This window comes from Armatimonadota bacterium (assembly GCA_022563855.1).
Lineage (GTDB): Bacteria > Armatimonadota > Fimbriimonadia > Fimbriimonadales > Fimbriimonadaceae > JADFMN01.
Genome location: JADFMN010000006.1, coordinates 170,617 through 186,011, shown reverse-complemented (window position 1 = coordinate 186,011; position 15,395 = coordinate 170,617). Strand labels below are relative to the sequence as shown.

Below are 15,395 nucleotides of genomic sequence, written 5' to 3'. Positions count from 1 at the left end.
GCTCGCCCTGCCAAGAAATCCCTCCCCAGGTCCGCAACAATTCCGCATTCACGATGCTATCGTGGCCGGGGGAGGATAGGAGGGGGCAGCGAGCATCGATCAAACGAACAGCACGCCGGGGTACCCTCGCATGCGGTGCCGAAGCTCGAAGTCCGCGACGTCACGATGCAGTTTCCCGCCGTCCGCGCGCTGGACGGTGTGTCCCTGGCTTTCGATCCGGGCGAGGTTCACGCGGTCATCGGCGAAAACGGGGCCGGCAAGAGTACGCTGATGCGCATTCTGTGCGGTCTGCAAGAGCCGACGAGCGGCCAAGTCCTCCTGGATGGCGCGGCGGTTCAAATTCGGGGGGTTCGCCACGCGCTTTCGCTCGGCATTGCGATGATCCACCAAGAGCTGGACGTCGTCGACGACCTGACCGTCGCCGAAAACGTGTTCCTCGGCAATGAGCCTCGAAAGTTCTACCTGTTGGACAAGCGGCAGATGATCGAGAAGACGAACGCAATCCTAAAGAGAGTGAGCGCCGGGTTCGACGCGACGACCAGGGTCGCGGACCTCTCGATCGCGGGCAAACAGCTAGTCGAGATCGCCAAGGCGCTGTCGCAAGAGGCGTCGATCCTCATCATGGACGAGCCGACGGCCGTGCTAAGCGATCGCGAAGTTGAGTCGCTGTTCAAACTCATCAGCGATCTTCGCGGTCAAGATGCGACCGTCATCTACATCAGCCACCGCCTCGCCGAGGTAGTAACGGTGGCCGACCGCATCACCGTGTTGCGCGACGGGAAACTCGTGACGACGCTCGAACGCGGAGCAGCCACGGAAACTCAGTTGGCGAACCACATGGTCGGACGAGAGATCGGCGACGTCTATCCGCCGAAGACAGAGATGCCGAGCGGCGATCCGGCTTTGATTGCGAAGGACATAGTCGCAGAGGGAGTGAGAGGCGCTACGATCAACGTGCGCCCAGGCGAGATCGTCGGGCTCGCGGGGCTGATCGGCTCCGGTCGAAGCGAACTGTGCGAGGCGATCGTCGGCGCGCGGCCCATGCGGTCGGGCACCATCGAACTGATGGGAAAAAGTATCACTTGCAAGTCGCCGAAACAGGCGGCGAAGCATGGCATCGCCTACGTCTCCGAGGACCGCAAAGGCTCGGGGCTCGTGCTCGACATGAACGCGATCGAGAACACGACGCTCGCAAACCTCTCGAAGTACGCCCGACCGCTGATCGACAAGAAGCGCGAGCGGCAGACCGCCGAGCGTTGGCAGAAGGATCTCGACATCCGGGTCGGAGACTTGAAGGCGCCGCTCCTCTACATGAGCGGCGGGAACCAGCAGAAAGTCGCGATCGCCAAATGGCTCGACCTCGAACCGAAAGTGCTGATGCTCGACGAACCCACGCGCGGCGTCGACGTCGGCGCGAAGAGGGAGATCTACAACCTCGTCCACAAGTTTTCGGAGCAAGGGCTGGCGACGATCTTGATCAGCTCCGAACTGCCCGAGATCATTGGGCTCTGTCACCGGGTCTATGTGATGCGCGAAGGCCGGATCGTCGGCGAACTTGTCGGCGAGAATATCACTGAAGAGAACATCATGCAACTCGCGGCAGGAGTCGGCGCGGCGTGAACAAGTTCGTAAAATTCATGCAGGAGTACGGCGTCCTCGTCGCGCTGATCGCGCTGATCGTCATTGCGGCAATTTGGAAGACCGACACGTTTCTGAGCGCCGTCAACCTGCGCAACATCGTCAACCAGAGCGCCGCCGTCGGCATCATCGCGGTCGGCATGACTGTCGTCATCATGACGAGAGGGATCGATCTCTCTGTCGGGTCTGCGGTCGCCCTGTCCGCTGTCATCGGCCTGAAGTTCATGAACGGCCAGCTCGCCAACGGCGGTTCGGAGGGCCCAGTCATCGCGCTTGCAATGCTGATCGTTGTCGTCGTTGGCGTTGCAGTCGGCGCGTTCAACGCGCTCTTGGTGACGGTCGGTCGAGTTGCGCCGTTCATCGCGACGTTGGGCGGCTTGGTCGCCTTCCGGTCGCTGACCAAGGTCGTCGCAGGCGGTGGCCAAGTGAAGGCGGACAGCCTGGTCTTCGAGGAGCTTGCGTCGAAGGGCATCGCCATCCCCGGCGCACAGCTCCCGAACGGCGAACCTGTTATGGTCACTTGGGGAATCATGCTGTTCGTCGCGGTCGCTCTGGCGTACGGCGTGCTCCTGAGCAAGACTGCTTTCGGTCGTCACGTCGTGGCGGTCGGGGCGAACGAAAGAGCAGCCAGGTACTCCGGCATCAACGCCAAGAGCGTCCGCGCTATCGCGTATACGCTGCTCGGCCTGTGCGTCGGTCTTGCGGCAGTCGTCCAGGCCGTGAGATACAGCGCGATAGCGCCACAGCAGACCGGCGTGTTCTACGAATTGGACGCCATTGCGGCGGTCGTGATCGGCGGAACGTCGCTCGCCGGCGGCAAGGGACGGATATGGGGCACCGTGGTAGGAGTGATGATCCTTGCGGTAATTTCCAACCTGCTGGTGCTGATGAACGTCTCCAGCGATTGGCAGGACTTCGTGAAAGGTGCCATCATATTGATCGCGGTCCTGATGCAAAGGGGCCAGGGAGATCGGAACTAGTCTGCGAGAGGATTTGAGCTTATGAAACGAAGTTTGTTGTCAACGATATTGCTGACCGTGGCCGGCGTTTTTCTGATCGGATGTGGTACGGACAGCGCCGACAAAGAGTCGGTTGAAACCGCGACGATCGATCGTGAACTGAAGATCGCCGTGTCGATCCCGTCGGGGGACCACGGTTGGACGGATGGAGTGACTTACTGGGCGAAGGAGGTCATGAAGATGTACCCGGATATCGAGTGGATCTACCAAGAGGCCGACGATGTCGAGGAGCAGCGGGAACAGATCGAGGGCATGCTCGTCCAGCAGCCGGACGCTCTGATCATTCTTTGCCACGAAAGCGGCCCGCTCGACAGCATCGGCAGAGATGCCGCAGCCCAAGGCGTCTACATCGTTAGCGTCGACCGTGGGTTTACCGACCCGACGATCGCTAACCTGTTTCTCGAAGGCGACAACACGGCGTTCGGCAGGATTTCGGCGGAGTTCATCGTCGACAGGCTAGGCGCGGCTGGCGGAAACATTCTGATCTACGAGGGTGCCACTTCGACCGTCAATGACGACCGTGTGAACGGTGCCATGAAGGTGTTCAACGAAAATCCGCAGATCAAGATTCTGCGGCAGGAGCAGGCGAACTGGAGTTCCGAAGACGCCTTCGACATTACGACGACGCTCATGGTCGAGCTCGCTGACACGAGGATCGACGCGATCTGGGCGAGCGATGACGACATGGCGGAGGGGATCGAGCGAGCCCTCAAAGAGGCAGGCCGCGACAAGGATCTTTGGATCCTCGGTGGCGCGGGCAAGAAGTCGATCATCAAGCGCGTGATGGACGGCGACCCGATGTATCCGGCCGACGTCACCTACCCACCAGCGATGATCGCTCAAGGAATGCACTGGGCCGTGTCGAATCTGCGCGACGGGATGACGACAAGCCTCGATCGGTTCATGCCGAAGCACATCAAGATCGTCGTCGAGCTGGTCACGCCTGAAAACGCAGCGAAGTTCTACTTCCCGGACTCTCCGTACTAGTCGCACAGCATCTATTGGTCTCTGACTACCGGGCGAGGATTGGGCGATGCCCGATCCTCGCCGTTCGTTTTGCTTGGCGAAGGCTGTTCTGTGGCACGCGCTACCACAGAATGGATAACATGATTCTGTTATGTTGAGCGTCCTTCTCTTCGCCGCCATTCTCACGTCGCCCGCCGACGCTGGCCAGTGGAGCATCCTGATCCAGACTCCGGGCCACAATGAGCTGACTGCAGAAGAGAAGAGGGAAGGGTTCGTTCTCCTGTTCGACGGCAAGTCGCTCAAGAACTTCAAGGGGTACAAGCGCGACGACGTGCCGAAGGGATGGACTGTGAAGGATGGCGAGATCACCTATACGCCAGGTATCGACGGCGGCGACCTCTCGACTCGCGAAGAGTACGAGGACTTCGACCTGCGCGTTGATTTCAAAATGAACGAGCACGGGAACAGCGGGATCATCTACCTGGTCAGCGAGGACCAAGGCGCTTCTTACCAATCCGGGCCGGAGTACCAACTGCTCGACGACCCGACTTACGACATTATGGACACGCAGATGACCGGCGCGAACTACGCGCTTCACGCCCCCACAAAGAAAGTCCTGCGCCCTGCCGGGCAGTGGAACACCGCGCGAATCGTTAAGAAAGGCAACAACGTCTGGCACTATCTCAACGGTGAACTGGTCGTCGAGTACGTCCTGCACAGCGAAGACTGGGACAAGCGCCGCGCGGCGAGCAAGTTCGACAGCATGCCGGGCTACGGGAAGAACGAGAAGGGCTTCATCTGCTTCCAGGACCACGGTGGGCCGCTATGGTTCCGCAGCATGCGAATCAGACGGTTGTAGGGGGACATTCGGGTTGGTTCGGGGGTTCGGAAGTTCGGAAGATCGGAAGTTCTGGAAACTGCAAACTGCGAACTGCACACTGAGAACTGTGTGCGGGTTTGTTCGGATTTGTTCGGGTTTGTTCGGATTTGTTCGGGTTTGTTCGGTTTGGTTCGGGGGTTCGGAAGATGGAGCGCGGGGGTTTGCCCCGCACGTCGATCCGGGGGCGTTCGGGCTGAGCTTGACGAAGGACCGCACGGCGCGACGCGTTCGGACTGGTTCGGGTTGGTTCGGAGGTTCGGGAGTTCGGGGAACGGCCAACTGCAAACAGCCAACTGAAAACTGTGTTCGCGGGTTCGGAGGTTCGGAAGATGGAGCGTGGGGGTTTGCCCCGCACCCCGGTCCAGGGCGTTCTTCTGAGCTTGACGAAGGACAGCGCACGGTGCTCGTATTGGCTCGGGTTTGTTCGGCTTGGTCCACCGACCCTTGCCCGTCATCCCCTCTCCCTTGGGGGAGGGTTAGGGAGGGGGTGCGAACCACAACCCGCGTTTCCCGTTTTCTGCGACGCAACCGGTGCTCCAGTTCGTGAGCCTCAGCCTCGCGCGGTGTCGCTGGAGCGCCACCCTCCTTTTGCTTTGTGGGAGGTTTAGGGGGGTTCGGGGGTTCGGAACTAGACCCTCGACCCTAGACCCTCGCACCATGGTCCGTTCGGTTTGGTTCGGGAGGGCGAGCAGTCATCCTGAGCGAGCCTGTCCTGAGCTTGACGAAGGAAAGGACCCCTCGAGCCGCGACTGAGGTAAGGTCTCGCACATAAAGCCGCATCGCACACGCGATTATCTTGTCGATCTGCTCTGGATGTCAGTCCGAGGCAAGCGTCCAAATTAGGCCAGCGAAACTCTCTTAGACCCATGCTCGGAGCCCTCTTGATCTTCGCGACAGCTTCATCCCAGGACAGCCCTCTCAATAAGCTGACTGCCGACGAGATGGCCGCCGGGTTCGAACTGCTCTTCGATGGGAAGTCCCTCGCCAATTTCAAAGGCTACAACCGCGACGACGTCCCGACCAGTTGGAGCGCCTCGGGCGGCGAACTCGTCTTTACGCCAGGTTCGGACCGCGGCGACCTCTCGACCGTTCGGAAGTTCACCGACTTCGACCTCCGCGTCGAATTCAAAATCTCCGCCGGCGGAAACAGCGGTATCAAGATACTAGTGGCTGAGGACGGTGGCGAAGACTCCCCGATTGGTCCGGAGTTCCAGATCATCGACGACACCGCCTATGAGCTGGCGGCAAATCAAATGACAGGTGCGAACTACGATATGCACGCGCCTGTCCGGGACGCGCATAGGCCGGCGGGCCAGTGGAACAAGGCACGCATCCTCAAGAGGGGGAACTCCGTCGAGCACTGGCTGAACGGCTTCAAAATCGTGGAGTACGAGCTGCATTCCGAGGACTGGGTGAAGAGAAGGGCAGCGAGCAAGTACAGCGAGATGCCGAGCTACGCCAAAGACGACATGGGGTACATATGCTTCCAGGACCACGGCACTCGAGTTTGGTTCCGCAATATGCGGATCAGACGGCTCTGACCTTCAACGCTTCGGCCACGATCTTGCTGGCGCGCTCGAACTCCTCCTCCGTGTTCAGCAGATCCGGGCCGAAGCGGACGAAACCGGTCCGAGCATCTGTGTTCACACCTTTCGCCATTAGCTCGGTGCGCAACGCCGCTGCATCTGGATGCGGCAACAGGCTGAACCCGCCAAACTTCGCCGGATCCTCAGGCACGAACATCTCGACTCCACGATCATTCATCGCCTGCCGCATTTTGTGCTGCCGGTCGAGGCTGTACTCGCGGCCTCGCTCAACACCGACATCGAGAATCAGCTGCAAGCCCGCCCTCGCGTGATACGGCGCGATGATCGCCGGTGTTGACTCGAGCCAACCGTCGCCGCCGGGCTTCAACTCCGCGCCTTGCCCTCGATGAAACCCGAACGTGTCCTTCTTGGCGAACCATCCAGTGTCGAGCGTGTGAAAACGATCCTCATCCAGAACCCGTGGGTGGATCGCTAGCCAGCACGCGCCGGGCCCCCCGTGCAGATACTTGTACGACCCGCCTATCGTGAAGTCCACATCCGACTTCTCGATTTCCAGTGGAATGACTCCCGCTGCGTGGAACACATCCATCACCACGACAGCGCCCACCTCATGCGCCCGCTCGACCACCGCCGGAACACCCCGAAGTATCTGTCCGGTTGCGTAGAGCACGTTGGAGAACACGACCACGTCGGTATCTGAAGAGATCGCCGCACAGATGTCCTCGCTGGTAAACAAAGGCACGGGCCCTTCGCGACCCGTCGGCTCGACCCATGTTACTTTCGCACGACCCGCCAGTTCGTACCGCTTCAAGATGAAGTCGATCGAGTCGAACTCGCCGGTCGTGGTCGTAACGCGGAGAACCTTGTCCGGGGGAAACGCGTTGAGGACCGCCCGCAACCCCTGCCCAGCGGAGGCTCTTGGCACGACGCAGTCGTATCTGGGCAGCCCGAGCAACTCGGCGGTCTTGAGACGCCAAGCGTTCATGTCGTCGAGCCAGCCGCCGTCGTCCCAGCTGCGGTCCATGTCGGAGTACCACTTTTCCAAGCCGCGCGCTACGTCTTCCGCCACGGCATCCAGTGGACGCCCGAGCGAGTGGTTCGCCAGATAAACCTCGCCGCGCTTAGCGTCGCCCTTCATCGCACGGCTGAACAGCGGCCTGATGTGCTCGTTGACGACGCTCTCATTCAGCGGCCCGTCTGGAAGCGTAACAAGGCTCATTTTTCGATGATAGTGCGCACGTCCCACAGCTCTGGGAACAACCTGATGTCCACGACCTGACGCAAGAACGACACGCCGGAACTGCCACCGGTCCCGCGCTTGTGACCGATGATGCGCTCAACCGTCTTCACATGCCTGAACCGCCACAGCGACATCTGCTCGTCCACGTCGATCAGCTTTTCGCACATGTTGTACGCGTTCCAATTGTCGCGCGGGTTGTCGTAGATCAGTTTGAAAACTTGCAGAAGCTCTTCGTTCGACTCGTACTGCTCCGTCCAGTCTCGCTCGACGCAGGAGTCGGGTATTGCAAATCCCTGGCGATGCAGGTACCGCAAGAACTCGTCGTATAGGCTCGGCGTCCGCAACGTCTCTTCCAGCTTGGAGTGAATCGTCTCATCGTGCTTGAACACTTTGATCATGTTGCTGTCCTTGTTGCCGAACAAGAACTCGATCGTGCGATACTGATGGGATTGGAATCCGCTAGCTTGGCCGAATACCCCTCGAAACTGCACGTACTCGCTCGGGGTGAGCGTTTCGAGCACCGCCCACTGCTCGAACAGCATCCGCTGAATATGCTTCACCCGCGAGAGGATTTTGAAGCACGGCTCGAGCTTGTCCTTCTTGATCCAGTCGATCGCAGAAGTCAGTTCATGAATCGCCAGCAGCATCCAAAGCTCGCTCGTCTGATGCTGAATGATGAACAGCATCTCGTCGTGGTGCTCGGGATCGCTGAGCGGTTTTTGGGAGTCGAGAAGCTTGTCTAGCTGCAGGTAGCTTGAGTAGTCCAGCTTCTTTTCAAAGTCAGTGTGAATTCCCTTCTCGAACTCTCGTGTGGGCATGCTTCCAAGATGTTACCGTCATGTCCCTCTAGTGTCGCCGAATAGGTCGATGTGCAACCTTGGACTGATCCGCCATCCGTGCGCTGCGGCGGGCTCGACGAGCACCTTCATGCGGCGGGCCAGGGTCGGTGAGTCGGTGCCCTCTGGCATCAGCATTATGCGATCCGCTCGGATCGTTGGGAGCTTTACCAACAGCTCCAGTATCTCGTCGATATCGCCATCTACGTCTGGGTTAACGACGAATTTCAGCTGGCAGTCGTACTTGTTCAATAGCTGGGTCAGGACGTTGATGTTGGTGCGCGTTTTCTCGTGACGCTCCGCCCATCCGCTGTCGATCGGAGGCGTGGAGTTCGCGAGCTTGGGGCTGATCGACATGAGGTCGCACTTCAGTTCTTGGAACATCGTGCCGGCGGTTTCGATCGTGATGAACTTCTCGCGTGCGGCGAGCTGTCGACACAGTTCGACAACCTCTGGGAACAGCATCGGCTCTCCACCCGTAACCACGACGTGGTTGTGATTCTCCAGTTCGCCCAGTTGCGCCACGATCTCGTCAACGGTAAATGAATCTCCTTCGGGCGTCCAACTTGCGTACGGCGTGTCGCACCAGACGCAGCGCAGGTTGCATCCGCTGATGCGTACGAAGAGCGATGGCGTTCCGGCGTAGATGCCTTCGCCCTGGATGCTGCCGAACACCTCTGCGATGCGGAGCTTCTTCATCGTGCCAGCAACGGGTCTTCCATCCCCAACTCCTCAAATCCGCGATTGCGGATTCGGCATGAGTCGCACTCCCCGCACGGCTTGCCCTCGGCGTCTGGGTCGTAACAGCTTGAGGTCAATCCGTAATCGACACCCAGGCCGGAGCCGATCTCGATCGTCTGCGCCTTGGTCTTGTCGATCAGCGGAGTGTGAATCGTCATCAGCCTTCCCTCGACGGCAGCCTTTGTTGCGAGGTTCGCCATCCGTTCGTAAGCGGAGATGTACTCGGGGCGGCAATCCGGATAGCCCGAGTAATCGAGCGCGTTGACTCCTATGAAGATGTCCTGCGAGCCAAGCGCCTCGGCCCAAGCGAGCGCGAAACTGAGAAACACGGTGTTGCGCGCAGGAACGTACGTGACCGGTATCCCGTCTGTCTCGCTCTTCGGCACATCGATATCCTCCGTGAGGGCAGAGCCGGTGAACGCGCTTGCGTCGATTTTCACGACGCGATGCTCAGTTGCGCTTTGGCTTTCCGCAGTCTGCTTTGCGCTCTGCAGCTCAATGCGGTGCCGCTGGCCGTAGTCGAAGCTCATGCAGAAACACGCAAACCCCTGCGATTGCGCGATCGCGAGACAGGTCGCTGAATCAAGTCCGCCAGAAAGGAGCACGACTGCTTTCGGCACCGGTGCCATGATTATGGGCTGTGCCGCAGGGCATCGTTTGCGATCGCTGCCAGCGCTTTTCCCGTGCCTGCAAACCTCAACGAAAGAGCCGATCCGCCTGTCTTGTTGAAGTACTCCACGCGGATCGTGTGGGCCCCAGCCGCCAGCGCGGCGACACCTTGCAATTCCGTGGCGCCGTGCAGCCCATCGTTGTCCACGATCAGGTTCCCGTCAATCCATAATTTGGCACCGTCATCCGAGGTCAGCGCAAATCGATAAACGTCCGTCTTGGAAACTGTGATCGTTCCGGTTAGCCGGAAACCGGCGTACTCCGGGTACGGTGATGGATCAAGCCCAACCTTGGAGACCACCGCCGTGCGAACCGGAGTCAACTGATCAAAGTCGGGCAGCGTGTTCCAATCGCCTTCGTACCTCCTGAGCGCAAGACCAGCCTGAGAACCCTGGCCCGATGCTGGCATCGGCGCCACGCGCTCGAACTGTCTCGACGTGACGTCGCTGACGGCGCGGCCGTTGAAGAACGCTCGCGCCTGGACGACCGTTGTTTCGTCAACGCTGAACGCCGCCCTGTAGACGGGTGAGTCAGCCATGGGATCAGAGCCATCGGTAGTGTATCGGATGACTAGCTGATCCGAGCTCGCTTCTATTTGCACGGACACGCTCTCAATGAAGATGTCTGATTCGGCTGCGATAGTCGGCGCTTTGTAGACGATCGGCTTCTCGTCCAGCTCCAAAACAACAACCGTCGCGTCACCGGCGTCTGTAATTTGCGGGACCGAGATGACGATGTCGTTACCCACAACGGTGGACGTCAGACGCGCGCCCCCATCGAGCATCCAGGCCTCACTGCTATCGTTGCCGATCAGCGGGACGACGAGCTTCCCGTCGCTCGGCCAATCGAACACGTGCAGGTACAAGCGCCACTTGCCGTCGACCTGCTTCGCTGTGCAGCGGCCCCAATCCAGTGCGCCGAGCGGCGAAGCCTGCGTGCCGTAGATCCCCTCCCCGTTCACGTTCATCCACTCCGCATAGTTCTTCAGGATCGCGACCGACTCGTCCGGAAAAGTACCGTCAGGGCGAGGTCCGACGTTGAGCAGGTAGTTGCCGCCTTTCGATGCGATGTCGATGAGGTTGCGCACCAGCTCGCGCGGCGACTTGAACGTGTCGCGCTTGTTGTATCCCCAATGCCGCCCCATCGTCATGCACGTTTCCCAGTCGAGCCCTTGGATGCCTTCGGCGGGGATGTGCTGCTCGGGCGTGCCGAAGTCGCCGACGCCCTCTCTGTTCGCGTCCTGCATGCCAGCGCGACCGACCGTCACGCGGTTGTTCACGATCACGTCCGGCTGCAACCGAAGGCACAGTTCGTAAAGAGACTCGCCGTACTTCGGGCTCCAAGTCGACTCCCACTCGCCGTCGAACCACATCACGCCGATGTCGCCGTAGTTCGTCAGAAGCTCCGTCACCTGTTCGTGCAAGTAGTCGACGTAGCGGTCGAAGTCAGCGCCCTCGGCTGACCGGTCTTCCCACCCCCTGCGCGGCAAGTAGTCCGGGTGGTGCCAGTCCATGATCGAGTGGTACCAGCACATCTTGATGCCGTATTTGCGACACGCCTCGGCCAGCTCCTTCATGATGTCGCGCTTGAATGGCGTCGCCATGATGTCGTAGTCGCTTACCTCGCTATCGAACAGCGCAAACCCGTCGTGGTGCTTCGACGTGATGACGATGTACTTCATCCCCGCGTCCTTCGCCATCTTCACCCACGCCTCTGCGTCGAACTTCACAGGGTTGAACTGCTGCAGAAACTCCTCGTACTTGGGAATTGGGATCTGCGCGGTCGTGTAGATCCACTCGCCGTGATCGGTGCCCTGGCCCCACTCGCCAGAGGGGACTGCGTAAAGGCCCCAATGGATGAACATCCCAAACCGCGCCTCGCGCCACCAATCCATCCTTTCGTCGTTCGTCGTTTGCTGAACAGAGGTTGTCGTCATCATCGCACCGCACAGAACCAAGACGGAAAGCACCATAGCACACAGATTGTACGCAATACGCGTACAGGATGGCGCGGTTGTGATGCTATCGGTCGTGTTACCGGCGGCCGACCCAGACTCGCATTGGGTTCGTGCCACGGTTCGACCACGCAAAATACGGGATCGCCGTCAAGAGCGGATCGCCAAGGGTTTCAAGCACGGTGACGCCGCCGAGCAGGTCAGGCTTGTGCGTCGTTCTGATCCGGGCGTCATCGGGCACGACTAGACCGTCCATCGCTTGAGGGTTGTCAGCCCCTTCGAAGCAGTAGACGATCGGCCCGCGCTCCAGACAGACAAGCCCCTTGTCCTCCTCGACCTCCTCGTGAGCGACGACGCGCTGTACGTCCATCGGGAACTCGATCACCACCTCGTCACCTTTTTTCCAAACGCGCCGCACGACTGCAAACCCAAGTTCGATCGGTGCATTGTTCGATTCACCGTTCACAGAAACGGACCAAGAGTCGCTTGCAGGTGCAGGCGATAGGTAGCGATACAGGTCGCTCGGCACTGGGCGACCGTTAGCCCAACCCGGGACACGAATCCGCAGCTCGAACTCCCCCTCTTTCTCAGGGTCGACCGATAGCTCGATACGCCCGCTCCACGGGTACTCCGTTCGCTGGCCGACTCGCACCCTCAAGTCGCGGAAGACCAAGTTTGCATCGCTGCCGATGAAGAGGTTCACGCTCACGCCCTTCTCGTCCGCAGCGTAGATCATCCCTGCGATAGAAGGCATGTAGCGAACGATGTTCACAGGGCAGCACGAAGTTTCAAACCACTCCTTGCGGTTCGCGCTTCCGTGGTTGAAGGGATCGATACCGTCCGATGCAAGCGGATTAGGATAGAAAAACGTGTCACCGCTCAGCGATACGCCGGAGAGAAAGCCGTTGTACAGAATCCGCTCGAGTACATCGACGTACTTGCCGTCTCGGTGCAGCACGAACATGCGCTGGTTCCACAGACCGAACCCGATCGCCGCACACGTTTCGTTGTACGCGCTGGCGTTCGGCAAGTCGTACGGTTCGCTGAACCCCTCGACCGAACGGCGGGCACCGATTCCGCCCGTTACCGCCATGCGAGTCGATACGATCTCCTGCCACAGCGCATCTACCGTTTCGATGTATTCGCGGTCTCCGTTGATCGCCGCAACGTCGGCTGCGGCGGTGTACAGATACATCGCGCGCACCGCGTGGCCGACCGGGTCGCGCTGCTCGGTAAACGGTTTTCCGTCTTGGCAGTAGTCGCCGTATACCGACCTCAAATTCGACTGGCCTCGCATGTCTATGAAGTGCTTTGCGAGAGCGAAGTACTCCTCCTTACCGGTCGCGCGCGACAGCTTGATCAGACCGATCTCGATCTCTTCATGGCCGGGAACCGCACGGTTCATCCCCTCTTCGAGGCCGAACGTCTTCACGATCAGATCGGCGCTCTTTGCCGCAACATCCAGCAGCGATTCCTTACCCGTCGCACGGTGATGCGCAACCGCCGCTTCGTAAAGATGCCCGACGTTGTAGAGCTCGTGGCTGTGCGCCAGATTCGACCACCGCTTCCGGCCAGCAGCGCCGCGCACATCCTCCCCCTGGATCGTGCGGATCGTGTACAGGTAGCCGTCTTCCTCCTGCGCGCTGGCGATCTTCGCGATCAGCTCGTCCAGATACTTGTCCAGCGTCTTGTCCTGGCTCGCAGCCAACACGTACGACGCGCCCTCGATCATCTTGTACACGTCGGAATCGTCGTAGCAAATTCCCTTGAACTCGCCTTCTTTCAATCCTCCCGCGATGGCAAAGTTGTCGATGCGGCCTGTCTCTTCGCACCGGTTGAAACCCGCCCAGATCGTGGTCTCGTGGTTCGTGCGAAGCCGCGGACTCCAAAACGAATCGTCGATCTTACCGTCGTCCGCTTGCTTCACGGCCCTGTTCCGCCGACATCCCGCACTACGTAAGCCAGCTCTGCCGCACCTGGCTCGATCGCCGTGCCATCCGGCAGTTTGATGCCCAGCTTCAAACTGTGAGCGCCGCCAGCCTGGAAAAACCCAACGCGGATGTGGTGGTGCCCGGCCTCCAGCGCGTAGAAGCCGGACTTGGACGATGTGCCGTGCAGGCCGTCGTGGTCGACGACGAGCACGTCGTCGATCCATAGCTTGGAGCCGTCGTCGGACGATAGAGCAAACTCGTACACTCCTTCAGCCGGGGCGTTGTAGTACCCCTCAAAGAGGATCGCGTAGTTCTCCTCCAGCCCGGCGACCTCGTGCGTAATGCGGTCGCTGATTCCGGACTTTGTCGCCTTCAGCAACTGCTCTTCCGGCCATTTTGAAAACTCCCCTTCGAACACGGCGTACAGGATTCCGACTTTCAAGTTGTCCGGCAACGGCACGGACTTTGCAATTTCCTTCTGCACGAAATACGCCTTGCTGCTCGTCGGCCCGATGCGCCGTTCGTCACTAAACGCTGCCGCACGGATCGTCGTGGATTCTTCCAACTTGATCGCACCGTTTGACAGTGGCGAATCTACCGTTGGCAACGATCCATCCGTCGTGAACCGAACGTCAAGGTCAGGAAAGGAATGGGCTAGATACACGTCGACAGTTCCAACGTGAAACGTGTCGTCGGGATAGAATCCGACGCGGAATAGACCGCGCGATATGGCAAGTTTTTCGCTATCGAAAGCAGCCAGACCCACCGGAATGCCATCGAAATCAACGAGATTGTCCAACTCGATCCCGAGGTGCGCCATCACAGTCGGGGCGACGTCGACTTGCTTCGGCACGACAGAGAACTCGGACGCCGCATCCGAGCCGCTGACGATGAACGGGATGTTGACGTGCTCTGGAATGTCCAGGCCGTGGCCGTACCCCGTTCCGCCGTGATCGGAAGTCAGGATGATCAGCCAGTTCTCCTCCGCATACGAAGACCGACCGCGCAACGCATTGAGTATTACGCCGACCTTTGCGTCAGCCTCCTCGATCACCTCCACGTACTTGGGAATATCCGGGCCGTAGCCGTATGTGTGGCCTGCGATGTCCGGATCGTCAAAATGCACGAAGATCACATCTGGATCGTTCGTTCGCAGCTCGGCGGCGACCTCTCGGGCGGTGACGTCGTCACCGTCGCCGGTCTGCGGCCCTTCGTAGTCCGCGACCTGGATAATCTTATCCGCGATCGGCGTCCACGCCGTGATTCCGACTGTGCGGAGCGACGGCTTCAGCCTCTCGACGAGCGTCAAGAAGTCCGGGTACTCCGCGTAGTTGCTACCTGTAAAGCTGTTGTCGATGACGCCGTGCTTGTCCGACCAAACTCCACAGAGAATGCTCGACCAGCACGGCCCGCTGGACGATCTCGGATTGCCGAGCCCGACGGCGTATGCACCGTTTTCGATGAGGCCGTCGATGTACGGCGTCTCGGCTACTTCGAGCGCGTCAGGCCGACACCCATCGAGCCCGATGACAAGCACCTTGTTGACCTGGGCTGCTGCGGTCGGTGGTTCATGGCTGATGTTGGAGAAGGACAGCGAAAGCGCGAGAGCGACGAGCATACAAACCTCACTGTGGGCAAGTCGATTCTACCATTGGATCGCGTTGAGCGCAGAACGACTCAGCAAGTCCGGCTCGCGAGCTGTCCCCTCTCCCCTTGAGGGAGAGGAGGGTCCGCCAAAGAAGTCTCCGGTGGAGAGTTCGACGTGGATGGGTGAGGGGTTCGACAGTAACAGTCCCATCTGCTTAGGGATATGTCGGCAGCGCCTAAGCGCAGCGTCGCGAGCGCCCCACTCTCCGGTGGAAGCATCTGGATAAAAGAAGTCGGCCAACCCATGCCGCTCTCCCGCGACTACAGGATCACGGTCGCCGCGATGGTTGCGCCGAACTCCTACACCTGGTTCACGATCCGCTAGCG

General features: G+C 59.8%; 13 protein-coding genes. 6 read left to right on the top strand and 7 right to left on the bottom strand.

The genetic code is table 11. The features are described 5' to 3' along the window. The first annotated feature begins 165 nt into the window (after positions 1-165). The 5 genes from IH944_09400 (at position 166) to IH944_09380 (ending at position 6,044) form a co-directional block, all read left to right on the top strand. On the top strand, positions 166-1,620 hold the full coding sequence (locus tag IH944_09400) for a sugar ABC transporter ATP-binding protein (protein MCH7904765.1): 1,455 nt from the start codon (positions 166-168) through the stop codon (positions 1,618-1,620). Then, the gene (locus IH944_09395) at positions 1,617-2,618 is read left to right on the top strand and encodes an ABC transporter permease (protein MCH7904764.1); all 1,002 of its coding nucleotides are present in this window, start codon (positions 1,617-1,619) and stop codon (positions 2,616-2,618) included. The genes IH944_09400 and IH944_09395 overlap by 4 nt, the downstream gene beginning before the upstream one ends. Positions 2,619-2,639: 21 nt before the next feature. Next, positions 2,640-3,644, top strand: coding sequence for an ABC transporter substrate-binding protein (locus IH944_09390; GenBank protein ID MCH7904763.1), 1,005 nt, complete (start codon positions 2,640-2,642; stop codon positions 3,642-3,644). Between the two features lie 130 nt (positions 3,645-3,774). Continuing rightward, a complete protein-coding gene (locus tag IH944_09385; GenBank protein MCH7904762.1) occupies positions 3,775-4,482 on the top strand; it encodes a DUF1080 domain-containing protein in 708 nt (235 codons plus the stop codon). Between the two features lie 887 nt (positions 4,483-5,369). Continuing rightward, positions 5,370-6,044 (top strand): DUF1080 domain-containing protein, encoded by a 675-nt coding sequence (locus tag IH944_09380; GenBank protein ID MCH7904761.1) that lies wholly within the window; start codon positions 5,370-5,372, stop codon positions 6,042-6,044. Here IH944_09380 and IH944_09375 read toward each other — a convergent pair. The 7 genes from IH944_09375 to IH944_09345 form a co-directional block, all read right to left on the bottom strand. Next, positions 6,031-7,269, bottom strand: a complete 1,239-nt coding sequence (locus tag IH944_09375; protein MCH7904760.1) for an aminotransferase class V-fold PLP-dependent enzyme — start codon at positions 7,267-7,269, stop codon at positions 6,031-6,033. The two genes, IH944_09380 and IH944_09375, sit on opposite strands and share 14 nt — an antisense overlap. Next, on the bottom strand, positions 7,266-8,108 hold the full coding sequence (gene kynA, locus IH944_09370) for a tryptophan 2,3-dioxygenase (protein MCH7904759.1): 843 nt from the start codon (positions 8,106-8,108) through the stop codon (positions 7,266-7,268). The genes IH944_09375 and kynA overlap by 4 nt, the downstream gene beginning before the upstream one ends. Positions 8,109-8,126: 18 nt before the next feature. Next, positions 8,127-8,825, bottom strand: a complete 699-nt coding sequence (locus IH944_09365) for a 7-carboxy-7-deazaguanine synthase QueE (GenBank protein ID MCH7904758.1) — start codon at positions 8,823-8,825, stop codon at positions 8,127-8,129. After that, positions 8,822-9,496, bottom strand: coding sequence for a 7-cyano-7-deazaguanine synthase QueC (gene queC, locus IH944_09360; GenBank protein ID MCH7904757.1), 675 nt, complete (start codon positions 9,494-9,496; stop codon positions 8,822-8,824). The genes IH944_09365 and queC overlap by 4 nt, the downstream gene beginning before the upstream one ends. A 2-nt stretch (positions 9,497-9,498) precedes the next feature. Continuing rightward, positions 9,499-11,508 carry an alpha-L-fucosidase gene (locus tag IH944_09355; protein MCH7904756.1) on the bottom strand — a complete coding sequence of 670 codons (2,010 nt, stop codon included), beginning with the start codon at positions 11,506-11,508 and terminating at the stop codon, positions 9,499-9,501. Positions 11,509-11,569: 61 nt separating this feature from the next. Further along, positions 11,570-13,417 carry a glycoside hydrolase family 127 protein gene (locus tag IH944_09350; protein ID MCH7904755.1) on the bottom strand — a complete coding sequence of 616 codons (1,848 nt, stop codon included), beginning with the start codon at positions 13,415-13,417 and terminating at the stop codon, positions 11,570-11,572. Further along, entirely contained in the window at positions 13,414-15,039 is a 1,626-nt protein-coding gene (locus IH944_09345; GenBank protein MCH7904754.1) for an alkaline phosphatase family protein, read from the bottom strand. The genes IH944_09350 and IH944_09345 overlap by 4 nt, the downstream gene beginning before the upstream one ends. Before the next feature lie 192 nt (positions 15,040-15,231). Between IH944_09345 and IH944_09340 the strand changes: the two genes are divergently transcribed. Beyond that, positions 15,232-15,393, top strand: coding sequence for a hypothetical protein (locus IH944_09340; GenBank protein MCH7904753.1), 162 nt, complete (start codon positions 15,232-15,234; stop codon positions 15,391-15,393). Positions 15,394-15,395: the final 2 nt, after the last annotated feature.

What these genes read in the sequence shown, in the direction of transcription:
- IH944_09400 (MCH7904765.1), top strand. Translation starts at nt 166, where the DNA reads ATGCAGTTTCCCGCCGTCCGCGCGCTGGACGGTGTGTCCCTGGCTTTC.
- IH944_09390 (MCH7904763.1), top strand. Translation starts at nt 2,640, where the DNA reads ATGAAACGAAGTTTGTTGTCAACGATATTGCTGACCGTGGCCGGCGTT.
- IH944_09385 (MCH7904762.1), top strand. Translation starts at nt 3,775, where the DNA reads ATGTTGAGCGTCCTTCTCTTCGCCGCCATTCTCACGTCGCCCGCCGAC.
- IH944_09380 (MCH7904761.1), top strand. Translation starts at nt 5,370, where the DNA reads ATGCTCGGAGCCCTCTTGATCTTCGCGACAGCTTCATCCCAGGACAGC.
- IH944_09375 (MCH7904760.1), bottom strand. Translation starts at nt 7,269, where the DNA reads ATGAGCCTTGTTACGCTTCCAGACGGGCCGCTGAATGAGAGCGTCGTC.
- kynA (MCH7904759.1), bottom strand. Translation starts at nt 8,108, where the DNA reads ATGCCCACACGAGAGTTCGAGAAGGGAATTCACACTGACTTTGAAAAG.
- IH944_09365 (MCH7904758.1), bottom strand. Translation starts at nt 8,825, where the DNA reads ATGAAGAAGCTCCGCATCGCAGAGGTGTTCGGCAGCATCCAGGGCGAA.
- queC (MCH7904757.1), bottom strand. Translation starts at nt 9,496, where the DNA reads ATGGCACCGGTGCCGAAAGCAGTCGTGCTCCTTTCTGGCGGACTTGAT.
- IH944_09355 (MCH7904756.1), bottom strand. Translation starts at nt 11,508, where the DNA reads ATGGTGCTTTCCGTCTTGGTTCTGTGCGGTGCGATGATGACGACAACC.
- IH944_09345 (MCH7904754.1), bottom strand. Translation starts at nt 15,039, where the DNA reads ATGCTCGTCGCTCTCGCGCTTTCGCTGTCCTTCTCCAACATCAGCCAT.
- IH944_09340 (MCH7904753.1), top strand. Translation starts at nt 15,232, where the DNA reads ATGTCGGCAGCGCCTAAGCGCAGCGTCGCGAGCGCCCCACTCTCCGGT.